General features: G+C 59.7%; 9 protein-coding genes. 2 read left to right on the top strand and 7 right to left on the bottom strand.

Annotated elements, in window-relative coordinates; genetic code table 11:
* The coding region (locus ACYUCQ_RS08805) for a hypothetical protein (protein ID WP_460254145.1) at positions 1–415 on the top strand (415 nt) is incomplete at its 5' end.
* A gap of 52 nt (positions 416–467) precedes the next feature.
* Here the strand turns inward: ACYUCQ_RS08805 and ACYUCQ_RS08800 are convergent.
* The 4 genes from ACYUCQ_RS08800 to ACYUCQ_RS08785 all read right to left on the bottom strand — a co-directional run bounded on the left by ACYUCQ_RS08800 (position 468) and on the right by ACYUCQ_RS08785 (position 3219).
* The gene (locus ACYUCQ_RS08800; RefSeq protein WP_460254144.1) at positions 468–665 is read right to left on the bottom strand and encodes a hypothetical protein; all 198 of its coding nucleotides are present in this window, start codon (positions 663–665) and stop codon (positions 468–470) included.
* Between the two features lie 198 nt (positions 666–863).
* Positions 864–1520 (bottom strand): SOS response-associated peptidase, encoded by a 657-nt coding sequence (locus ACYUCQ_RS08795; protein ID WP_460254154.1) that lies wholly within the window; start codon positions 1518–1520, stop codon positions 864–866.
* Between the two features lie 137 nt (positions 1521–1657).
* Entirely contained in the window at positions 1658–2509 is an 852-nt protein-coding gene (locus ACYUCQ_RS08790; RefSeq protein ID WP_460254143.1) for an SGNH/GDSL hydrolase family protein, read from the bottom strand.
* 260 nt (positions 2510–2769) lie between these two features.
* Positions 2770–3219: a hypothetical protein gene (locus ACYUCQ_RS08785; RefSeq protein WP_460254142.1), complete on the bottom strand. Its 450-nt coding sequence runs from the start codon at positions 3217–3219 to the stop codon at positions 2770–2772.
* Between the two features lie 208 nt (positions 3220–3427).
* Between ACYUCQ_RS08785 and ACYUCQ_RS08780 the strand changes: the two genes are divergently transcribed.
* Positions 3428–4168: an SDR family NAD(P)-dependent oxidoreductase gene (locus ACYUCQ_RS08780; RefSeq protein WP_460254141.1), complete on the top strand. Its 741-nt coding sequence runs from the start codon at positions 3428–3430 to the stop codon at positions 4166–4168.
* A gap of 126 nt (positions 4169–4294) precedes the next feature.
* Here ACYUCQ_RS08780 and ACYUCQ_RS08775 read toward each other — a convergent pair whose 3' ends face one another.
* From ACYUCQ_RS08775 to ACYUCQ_RS08765, 3 genes are all read right to left on the bottom strand, one after another.
* Entirely contained in the window at positions 4295–5233 is a 939-nt protein-coding gene (locus ACYUCQ_RS08775) for a DUF2493 domain-containing protein (RefSeq protein WP_460254140.1), read from the bottom strand.
* A 336-nt stretch (positions 5234–5569) separates the two neighbouring features.
* The gene (locus ACYUCQ_RS08770; protein ID WP_460254139.1) at positions 5570–6616 is read right to left on the bottom strand and encodes a DUF7146 domain-containing protein; all 1047 of its coding nucleotides are present in this window, start codon (positions 6614–6616) and stop codon (positions 5570–5572) included.
* A 2-nt stretch (positions 6617–6618) separates the two neighbouring features.
* Positions 6619–11004 carry a strawberry notch-like NTP hydrolase domain-containing protein gene (locus ACYUCQ_RS08765; protein ID WP_460254138.1) on the bottom strand — a complete coding sequence of 1462 codons (4386 nt, stop codon included), beginning with the start codon at positions 11002–11004 and terminating at the stop codon, positions 6619–6621.
* Positions 11005–11113: the final 109 nt, after the last annotated feature.

The raw sequence follows: 11113 nt of genomic DNA, 5'->3' as shown, positions 1-11113 counted from the left end.
CACGGGGCGCAACTGGGCGATTCTCACCCATAGCCTTGTGAACCTGGCCAGCTATGCGCTGCTGGCGGGGGATGATGCGGCGGCAGCGCAGGCGGCACGAGAGGCCATGCCCTTGGTCATCGAGCTGGAGGATTACAGTATCGGCGCATGCTTCACGGGCGACTTGGCGCTGCTGGCGGCACGGGCGGGCGCGCTGGCGGTTGCGGCACAACTCGCCGGACACACCGAGAATTTTTACGCTACCCATCAACAGGCCATGGACCCCACCGAGCAGAGTGTGTGGGATGCGCTGATGGTGCTGTTCGACGCGGCAGCGGTGGCGGGCACGCTGCCCACGGAAACTCGTGCCGCGCTGATGGCGCAAGGGGCCACCTTATCGCTCCGCGCGGCGCTGGAGCTGAAATTCGGGCTGTAGGGTGTTCGGGAGCGGTGCGAAGTTCGATGCGGCGATTGGTGCGGCGCGACAATTACATGAACAGGAACACAGCGCCGGTGATCAGGGTGACGGCGGTGGCAGCCAGGGTGCCGACATATTTGATCTGGTGCGAGATGTCGAAATCCCGATCGATGATGGTTTGCGGGCGCGAAAAGGCGATTTTTGCGCCGGCGCGGAAATGCTTGACGGGAAGGGCGGTGCTGGTGACGGCGGGGGCGATGGTGGTCATGGCGGTTGCTCCTGGTGGGGTGTGGGTTGGGGTGTGCAGCGTTGAGATGATGAATAGCGCGGGGACGGGCGCAAAGATGTGATATTTAGCACATCGAATGCATGATCGGGTGAATTTTTGGCGCCGCGGGGCGGGTGCTGTGGGTTTAGATGTGCGAGAGGGGGTGGCGTTGTGAAAGGCGGTGCGCACCCGCGTTGGTCAGGACTCGCCGTCCGTTTTTGCCCCTCGGGCGACAATCATGAGCGCATCATCGGGCAAGGGTCGTTGCAGCGTCAAAGCGTCTTCGATTGGGGCGGTCATCCAGCGATCAATCGCGTCCTGATTTGTCAGAATGACCGGCATGGCTTTGGGGTGATACGCGGCGATTAATTTGTTCGGCTCGGTCGTGAGAAAGGCGAACAGATCATTGGTGGTCTCGCCTTCCTTGACCTTTCGGACCGAACGCCATTGCGTCCAAATGCCGGCAAAACACGCGAGCGGCCGGCTAGCATCGAGGGCAAACCAGATCGGCGGGCGCGATCCATCCGGCAGTCTTTCGGTTTCGGCAAAGCTGGTGAACGGCACCACGCATCGATGCTCAACACCGAGCCAACGGCGCCAATGCGGCGAGGCGGTATTGCGCACGTTGGTGATCCCCGGATCAGCGTTCCGGCCTTGGAGGGCAAAGGCCGGTGAGGGCATACCCCAGCGCGCCATGACCAGTTCTCGCCCGTCGGGCTGGTTGCGCACGATTGGTGCCGCGTAATCAGGGAAGATGCCTGGCATCATCGGCAGATTGCCGGTGCGATCCTTGATCGCCCGCGTAAAATCCCGGATCGCCTGCTGGCCTTTGGTCATGCTGTAGAGGTTACAGATTCGGGTGGCCCCCTTGTCCTTGCTCTGCGGATGACCGAATCTGGGTGCACAGATTTATTGGCGCCATGGCTCCAACGATAAACCTATCAATAATGACACGCCTAGCGATGCAGAAAGAACCATGGGACGTAGCGCCTTCATTGCATTCCGCGATAAAACAATCGGCCAATCAGTCGGTAGCCGGCGTTGGTCGGGTGCAGATCCTTGGTTGGGCCGCAAATCAAGGACAATTTGCAGAGATTGCCTGACTCGTTGAATGCTGGGAATGTGTGGATCGTGGTGGCACCTATTGACCTCGCCGATCTCGTTATGATGGCATTTAAATCCCGGACCTGGGCATCAGACCGGGGATGCTGCAACCCAAGCCAATTATAATACGTCATCACCAGAATTTTTGTGTGTGGTGCGGCATACCTCAAATTATGCAGAATGATGCTCAGGTTCTTGGCGACATTTTTCGCCGTCGCAGGCCATTTGCTTTTCAGGCATTTCTCAAAATCCGAAGCCGATCCACAGGCTAGCTCATCAGCCCGAAGATCATTGATTCCGATATCGACAGTGATCAGCCGGATATTGTCATTCTGATTTTCGAGGTATTTCAATCCGGCAAGCAGCTGGGCGCCCTTATATTCGACGTGCATTGGCAAGGGTTTGTGGCTGAAAGGCTTTCCATTCGTTGCAAACGCACAGGGGCCATCAATGAACGACGACGTTGTTTCACCTGGGCAACCCAGATCGACAACGTGCAAATTCGGCGTTGAGTGTCTGAGTGCCGCCGCAAGTCGATTAACGTAGCCAGTGTCAAAGGACGCAGCATCCACGGTTCCCGACTTCATCTCTTGTCTGAGATGGCCGATCTGCATCCCATAAGCCAATGAGTCCCCGAGAGCCAAATAGGTTGGAACACCGTTCGTTGATGCGGCATGGCCCCATCCCACCCAGGCAATGGTGAGCACCAGGCCGATCAAGCTGGAGAATTTCGATTTCATGATGTTTCCCCCTTGTCACGTCATATTATAGTTCGAGAAACGGGCCGACCTGGCTGCGTCGATCTTTCTGAGCTGATACGTGATCTATTCGCACAATATCTCAGATTCTCATTGCGGCAACAGTTTTCTATCTTTCGCCACAGTCCAGCGCCAATCGGCGTTGAGCATGTCCGCTAGCCCATTTACCAATCCTAACGCTGCCGTTCCGTCTTTTCCCCAAAGCCGACATTTCATACGGGCGTCGAATGTCAGACTTTATCCTAATAATTTGCACTTGAAATTTCCGCCCGTCCCGAGGAACCGGGCGGTGCCAGCGCCGCAATCCTGACGAACGCGGTGCATCCCACGCAAATTGCGCCGATGACCGCAAAAACGTCGCGCCAAATGACCGATGGCACGCCGATACGCGCAAGGCCGAGCGTTGCGTAATATCCAGCGACCATTGCCGGCGCGGTGAACAGGAGCGCAACGAGCAAGCGCAGCAGGGGTGATGTCAGGGCCGCAAAGAAAAATTGTCCAATGCCAAGCGTTAGCGCCGCGGCGAGCAGCCCGACGATAATCGCGCCAATCACGCCAGCGCCGCTATGATAGGCGGCTGTGCCGGCCGTCAGACCGACAAAGAATGGCAGTGCATAGACGGCGAGATTGAACAGCAACCAGCAGAGGGCGCCGATGCCAAATATGATGAAAAACAGTCCAAAAATGATCATGATGGTGGTTTCCTTAGGATGAGTGATTTTCGCGCCTTCCACCACCACCACGGCGCAATCATGATTATAGCGGAGGCCTGTGGGATGGTGAAGCGAAAAATTATGTGGTTGGTGACTGCACTTCTTCGTGCTTGCGGCGGGCAATAACCTGCGCGTTGGTCAGCTTCCACTTTTTTGTTCAACCACAGAAAGGGGTCCAGGATTCGATATGCAAAATATAATCAAGGTCGCCGTGGTGACGGGCGCATCCCGTGGTATCGGCGCGGTGATCGCACGGCATTTGGCTAGCCAGGGCTTTGCCGTGCTGATTAACTACAAGATCAGAGGGGATGAGGCGCATGCGGTAGTTTCCGACATCATCCGCAGCGGTGGGAGTGCAGCTTCTTTCATGGCTGACATGTCGTCCGACGACGATGCCAGAGCGTTGATCGATTTCGCGATCAAAAAATTCGGGCGGCTCGATGCTCTGGTGAACAATGCAGGGCTCGCCGTGGGCCGCTCATTGGTCGAGATCGATGCAGATCATGTGAATACTCAGATCGCGTTGAATATCGCCGGTGTTCTGTTCGCATCCAAGCACGCCACCCTCGCCTTTGGTGACGCCGGAGGTGTCATCATCAATATCAGCTCGATTCAGGGCGTCTCGCCGATACCGGGTGGAGCGGTTTATTGCGCGACCAAAGCAGCGGTGAACGCTATAACCGTAAGTCTGGCGGCGGAATTGGGACCAAGGAAAATTCGCGTCAACGCGGTCGCTCCCGGGTTGATCATGACTGAAAAAATGAAAGCGATGGTTCCCGAAGAGGCCAAGCAAGAGATCATCAAGGACACGCCGCTTGGCCGTCTTGGCTCGGCGGAAGAAATCGCAGAGGTTGTTGGTTTTCTGGCGTCCGATGCTGCTCGATGGATCACCGGGCAGGTTATCGTAGCGTCAGGTGGATACCGCTGATACCGAAGCACGCTCGATAAAATCAATTCTGCGCAAAGCCTTCGGATGTCGCACCGGCAAATGGGCGCTTCAACCAGGCGGTGTATTGCTGAGCGGCTGAATATTTTGATGAAGGAGTGGCGGCGCTCACGCGCCGCCATTGCCGAATTTCCAAACCGGGATGCCGAGCTTGCGGGCTTTGTCGGCCAAATTGTCCTGAATACCAGTACCGGGGAATACCATCACGCCGATCGGCATGACCGTCAGCATTGCGTCGTTGCGTTTGAACGGTGCTGCTTTGGCGTGCCGTGTCCAATCCGGCTTGAACGCAATCTGTGGCACTTTGCGGTGGTCGGCCCAGCGTGCGGCAATACGCTCGGCGCCTTTGGGTGATCCGCCATGGAGCAAAACCATGTCCGGGTGCTTGGCATGCACCTTGTCGAGCCGATCCCAGATCAGATGATGATCGTTGAAATCAAGCCCGCCGGTCACGGCAATTTTGGGTCCAGCGGGGAGCAAAATCTCGGTTTGCGCACGACGTTTGGCGGCGAGAAAATCGCGGCTATCGATCATTGCTGCGGTTAGGGTGCGGTGGCTGACCATTGATCCTGCACGCGGGCGCCAGGCGGTGTTGGTATGATGCTCGAATTGATTAGCGGCTTCGTCGCGCATCAGCTCGAACGCATCGCGTCGCTCCAGCAGCGTTTGTCCTTCAGCGATTAGGCGTTCCAGCTCGACCGAGCGGATTTCCGAGCCGTCCTGATCACGCTGACTGCGTCGCTGCGCCTGCTCGTTATCGTCGAGATCGCGCTCGATCCGGCTGACCGCTCGATGGAACATATTGACGGTGGCCCAGAGCAGCTCCTCAAGGTCGGGTTCGAGGCGGGTATCGCTCAGGCTAGCGTTCAGGGCATCGAAGATATCGGCAATCGCGCCGGCCACCATGCGCGCCTCGGGTAGCGGGCGAGGATCTGGTTCATCCTGGAGGGGGCGGTAACCGTAGAGCTGCAGTTCGGTCAGAACCCGATCGGTTGGTGAGGCGTGGTGCCGCGGTTCAAAGTCTGGATTATTGCGGCGAGAAATCATTAGTAGGGTGCTCCGGTTGGATGAGCCGCGCCCATCGCGGCCTTCATGGCGACGAAAGGCGGCGGGCGGACCGGCCCTGCACCGGGAGCGGAGCGAAAGGCCGCAGCGGAGCGAAGGATGGCGAAGCCCGGCTATTTTGCTTCGCGATGTAAAGCGCCCGTCAGGGCGCGACGGAAAATAGTCGGGCGCAGCCATTGCGGGGCCGGACCGCTTGCCGCCCGATCGCCCTCTCAGAAGGCCGTTGCGCGGCCTTTTGCTCCGAGCGCCAATAGCTATTTGCGCCGCATCAGATTTAGCGGGCTTTTGCACCCTCTCTCTTGCCCCACCCGTTCGGGGTTAGGCGGTGAGCGTCATAAAACGTGCGACATCTTCGGGCATGATTTGGCACCTTATATCGGCGCGGAGCGAATCTAAGCCGAAAGCCTGCAAATCTTCGTTGAAATCGCCCAAACGCGAGTGGAGCAAAATCGCATCGATATTTTGCGCTACCGCTCGTGCCGCTAATGTTTCGGCATTGGCCTGTCCTGCCGGATCGTTATCACCGGCGATATAGAGCCGACGCAGTGTGTCAGGGAGCAAAATGGCGGCGAGATGCGCAGCCGAGAGGGCGGCAACCATCGGCATGGTTGGCATGACGCAACGGAGCGACAGCACAGTCTCGATGCCTTCACCGGCCGCCAAGACATCATGCGCCTCATCGAAACGGACGCCGTTGCCCAGAAGGTGGCCCATTGCCCGCCGCGGCGTGATGATCGGCGCCTTGTCGTGCCCCGACGGATCGAGCCAGGTGCGGTGCGCGCCGGTGATTTTACCTTTGAGGTCGCTGACGGCTGCGATCATCGCTGGCCAAGTCTCGGTCAGCGAATGCCGATCCGGACGATAGAAGCAGCTGGGGTGAAAGCGGAGATTTGCACATCCCTGAACCGAAACAATGCCGCGTCTGCGCAAATATGTTTCCGCTGCTGTGCCGGTTATCGGTTGAGCCATAGCGAAAAGACGACGCGCTGATTCGGATGATCCGGCCCTTGGAGAAAAAGCGTGATGGCGGCGATCTCGCTCTGCTCCGGCGGTCGATTGAGGGAGCGCAAGAAAACGCCGCGCCTCGCGCGCAACCTCCCGGAAATCGGCAAGACCACAATTTTCGCGGATGATATCGAGCAGGTCGCCATGCTCGCCGGTCGCAGCGTCGGTCCATTTGCCCGCGGCCCCTTTGCCAGAATCTGGGCCATTCAGCCGAACAAACAGTGACCGGCCCGGCGTATTTTTGACATCGCCGACCATCCAATAGCGACCCTCGCGGCGGCCATTGGAGAGATAGTAACGGCACACCGCCTCGGCATCGCGCGCGAGACGGTGTGCCAAGTCAGCGGCATCAAACCCCATGGCTAAGCTGCTACCCGCTCGGCGACGCGCACGAGTGGATAGCGCTCCAGCACTTTCCCCAGGGTCGCCGGGCCGGTGGCGTCAGTCGGCACGAACATCCGCAATTTCCAGGAGATAATTTCATGGAACAGGCCATAGGCGCGCAGCCGGTCGCGCATGGCCTCGGTGAAGCCGGTCAATTCAATGCGATTGGTTCCCATGACGCGTACACGGCGAAGCTGCAGCCCCTCCGACAGATCAAGGATCGTGTTGCCCTCCATCAGTGCGGTGAAGGCATCATGGGTCGATAAAGTCGGCGCATCGGCATCAACCACACTCGTGACCCAGGCGGGCGATACTTTGCGGCCAATGATCCGCTCGCCCGCATCCGTCTGGAGCCGATAGACGCGCGTGGATTCATGCGGCAGCCGTTTCCAGATCGGCAACAGAAGACCGGCGACGATATGGATTTCGGTCGCGGTGAATTCAGGCACCTGCACGATTTCTTGCGCCCACGCCTGCGCAAAAATAGTTTGCTCCGCTTCTCGCCAATGCGTCTGCGGCATCATCGCCAACGGCATGGCCACATGCTCCATTGGCCGGATCAGCCGCACGCGGCGCTCGACCTCACCATCATCGAGCATCACGCTCGGCGCTGGAACCTGCACGGCGGCGCGGCCCGACTTGCTGTTCACTAGGAGCAGAGCACGAGGATCAGAAAGTCGACCGAGCGCCTCGTCGAGCGTGACCGGCCGGTTGCGCTCGCGTTGGGTAATCGTCAGCAGGCGGGTTTCCGCCGACGTGCCGGGATGGGTGTAAATTGTCCGCCGATCGGTCACAACGAAGCTTTCGGCGGTTAGGGTCTCCAGCCCGACATCGTAGGTTCCCGATGCAATCGCGCCCTCGATACGGGCGGAGAGCAATTGTTCGAAGGCGGTGAATAAAATGTTCTGCATGTCGATGGTCAGTGCCAGCAGCCGATTGAGGAAGGTGGTGATCGGCGGCAACTCATCGCGAATGCCATTGCTGTCGGTGAGCTTCAGCCCGGTTGCCTGCTCAAAGCCTTGCAGCGAGCACCCATCGACTTTGCCCGCGACTAAGAGCCAATAAAGCTGGCGTAAGGCATCGCGCGCGTAGTGGCTCTCGAGATTATCCTCGGGTCGGAACAGACCCTGACCGCCAGTTTGGCGCTGGCCCTTCGTAATCGCGCCCAGCGTGTCGAGCCGTCGGGCGATGGTGGAGAGAAATCTTTTCTCAGCCTTCACATTGGTCGCGATGGGCCGGAATAGCGGCGGTTGCGCTTGGTTGGTGCGGTTGGTTCGCCCCAGTCCTTGGATGGCGGCATCTGCCTTCCATCCGGCCTCCAGCAGATAGTGAACGCGCAACCGGCGGTTCTTCGCCGACAATTCGGCGTGATAGGATCGCCCAGTGCCGCCCGCGTCGGAGAAAACCAGGATCCGCTTCAGATCATCCATGAAGGCTTGGGTTTCAGCGAGATTGGCCGAACCCGCGCGATTTTCGACGGCGAAGCGATCCACGCCGTCCGATCCGCGTTTGCGAACGATCCGTCGCGAGCGTCCAGTCACCTCGGCGACCATGTCAGTGCCAAAGCGCTGAACGATCTGATCAAGGGCCCCATGGACCGGCGGCAGCGACGCGAGCGTCTCGATCAGCCGGTCTCGGCGGTCGACGGCCTCGCGGCATTGCACGGGCTGGCCATCGCGATACACCGGACGCGAGGAGAGATTACCTTCGCTATCGGTGAACGGCTCGTAGAGCTGGGTGGGAAAGCTATGCGCCAAATAATCCAGCACATACTCGCGCGGCGTGATATCGACCTGAACATCACCCCATTCCTCGGTGGGAATTTCGGCAAGACGGCGCTCCATCAACGCCTCGCCGGTCGAGACGATCTGGATGACGGCGGCGTGCCCCGCCGCCATATCGCGCTCGACGGCGGCGATTAGTGATGGCGTTTTCATCGCCGTGATCAAATGATTAAAAAATCGCTGCTTGGCGCTTTCAAAAGCCGATCGCGCGGCGGATTTTGCCTGCGCGTTGAGCGTGCCGGTTGCACCGGTCACGTTGGTCGCCTCCAGTGCGGCGTCCAGATTGTTATGAATAATGCCGAACGCTCCGGCATAGGCATCATAAATCCGGATTTGCTCGCCGGAGAGACAGTGCTCCAGCAATTCATATTCGACGCCCTCATAGCTGAGTGATCGGGCGGCATAGAGGCCGAGTGCCTTCATATCACGCGCCAGCACCTCCATCGCCGCGACACCGCCAGCCTCGATTGCCTCGACAAACTCGGTCCGCGTGGCAAAGGGAAAATCCTCACCGCCCCAAAGCCCCAAGCGCTGGGCGTAGGCCAGATTTTGCACCGTGGTGGCGCCGGTTGCAGAAACATAAACCACGCGGGCGTTCGGCAGAGCGTGTTGCAGCCGCAGCCCCGCGCGCCCTTGCAGGGAGGCGGCCTGATCGCCGCGTTCACCCTTGGTCACGCCGGCGTTCTGCATGGCATGGCTTTCATCGAAAATGATCACCCCGTCGAAGCGATTTGGATTTCTGGTCGGCGCGCAATTGCTCTCCGCCTTATGGCTTAACCATTCGACGATCTGGCGCACTCGCGAAACCTTCTCGTCGCGCCCGTCGGTGCGTAGCGTGGCGTAGGTTGTGAAAAGGATGCCATGTTCCAAACGGATCGGGGTCCCCTGCCGGAACCGCGATAGCGGCGTTATCAGAAGCCGCTCCTGTCCAAGGGCTGACCAATCGCGCTGGGCGTCCTCGATTAACTTGTCGGATTTCGATACCCAGACCGCGCGGCGTCGGCCCTTCAGCCAATTATCGAGCAGAATGCCTGCAACTTGGCGGCCTTTACCGGCGCCAGTGCCATCCCCGAGAAACCAGCCCCGACGAAAGCGCACGGCGTTTTCTGCCCCGTCGGGCGCGGCCGAGACGATGTCAAAAGTGTCGTCCACCGTCCAGGACCCGGCGAGATGGCCGCCATGGGCCTCGCCGGCATTGATGATGCTCTCGAGCTGGGCGTCAGACAGCAATCCGTCTGTCACGATATGGGCCGGCAGATGCGGCCGATAGCTTGGCTTGGGCGGTGCGACGGATGCCATCGCCGCCGATTGCACCAATTTGGTCGGGTGCGCCTGAGAGCCGGGAATACGGATCGACTGCAATCCGTATCCTTCATAAAGCGCCTCGGTGATCGGGCGGCCCTCGGCTGGCGCCCAGTCGAGGGTATCGTAGGTCAACTCAACCGCCTCGGGCTCGGGTGTGCTGGCCGGGACGGAGCAAAAACGCGGCCCAGGGCGCTGCGATTGTGCAGCGGCAGGGCGAACCGTAGCCCTGGTGATGATCGGTGTTGCGAGCGGGAGTCGTGGTGGAACGTTTTCGCAGACCCAGCCGAGCAAGGTCGCAACATCAGGCGCGCTTCCAAACGGGCCCGGAAATTGTCGCCGATCGGGCGCAGGCAGACGATCGATCACAGTCAGGCGTGTATCGATGGTTGTGCCCTGTTTGGCATAGACCGAGCCATCGATGGCGGCGGAGAAAATAACGCGCCCGTGTTCCTGTAGGCGAATGAAGGCATCGGTCCACGCCGGATTATCAGGGGCACAGTTTGCGCCGGTGATCGCGACCAGACGTCCGCCCTCGGCAAGACGCGCGAGCGCCGAGCCGATATGGCGCAGGGCGGCATCGGCCATGCGACGATCGACATTCGCAAGCGCCGAGAATGGCGGGTTCATCAGCACAACGCTCGGAACGATGCTGGCGTCGAGGTGATCATGAATATGCGCGGCATCGAACCGGGTTACCGCCACGTCGGGGAACATTTGCTCCAGCAACCCGGCGCGCATCTCGGCGAGTTCATTGAGAACGAGCGATCCGCCCGCGAGTTCGGCGAATATGGCAAGCAGCCCGGTTCCCGCTGAGGGTTCCAGCACCAGATCGCCAGGCGTGATTGCTGCGGCGATGCTTGCGGCAAACCCTAATGTGATCGGTGTTGAGAATTGCTGCAGCGTCTGGCTTTGTTCAGTCCGGCGGGTATGGGTTGGAAGCAGGCCCGTGATCTTTGCCAGCATCGGCAGCATGGCGGCGGAAGATCCCGCTTTGGCGCGCATGGCCGCGCCGAATTTGCGGAGCAAAAGAATGGTTGCTGCCTCGCAGCAATCATAGGCGGTTTTCCAGTCCCACGCGCCATCGGCATCGGACCCGCCGAAGCTGCGCTCCATCGCGGCACGTAGAATAATCGCATCGACGCGTTGGCCGCGTTCGAGATGGGGAAGAATAATACGCGCGGCATAAGCCAGCGCGTCGACGGGCACTATACCGGGTGGCGTGACAGGGCGCGGCACGGCCGCGCAGGCGGCTGCGGAAGCGGGATTCGTTGTCATGAAGGAAACCTCGGGAGAGCAGGAACGGGTCGAGCCGAGGGGCGCTCTCTCTGGACCCGAACGGCTCAAACCCGTCCCGGTAATCCTTTGCCTCTCAGGGCGGCGGGAT

The organism is Acidiphilium sp. MT5, assembly GCF_054767495.1.
Note: the sequence above shows the minus strand (reverse complement) of the source record. Positions and strands in the feature narration are given on the sequence as shown.

Coding starts and splice junctions, on each gene's coding strand:
- ACYUCQ_RS08800 (WP_460254144.1), bottom strand. CDS start 665: ATGACCACCATCGCCCCCGCCGTCACCAGCACCGCCCTTCCCGTCAAG.
- ACYUCQ_RS08790 (WP_460254143.1), bottom strand. CDS start 2,509: ATGAAATCGAAATTCTCCAGCTTGATCGGCCTGGTGCTCACCATTGCC.
- ACYUCQ_RS08785 (WP_460254142.1), bottom strand. CDS start 3,219: ATGATCATTTTTGGACTGTTTTTCATCATATTTGGCATCGGCGCCCTC.
- ACYUCQ_RS08780 (WP_460254141.1), top strand. CDS start 3,428: ATGCAAAATATAATCAAGGTCGCCGTGGTGACGGGCGCATCCCGTGGT.
- ACYUCQ_RS08775 (WP_460254140.1), bottom strand. CDS start 5,233: ATGATTTCTCGCCGCAATAATCCAGACTTTGAACCGCGGCACCACGCC.
- ACYUCQ_RS08770 (WP_460254139.1), bottom strand. CDS start 6,616: ATGGGGTTTGATGCCGCTGACTTGGCACACCGTCTCGCGCGCGATGCC.
- ACYUCQ_RS08765 (WP_460254138.1), bottom strand. CDS start 11,004: ATGACAACGAATCCCGCTTCCGCAGCCGCCTGCGCGGCCGTGCCGCGC.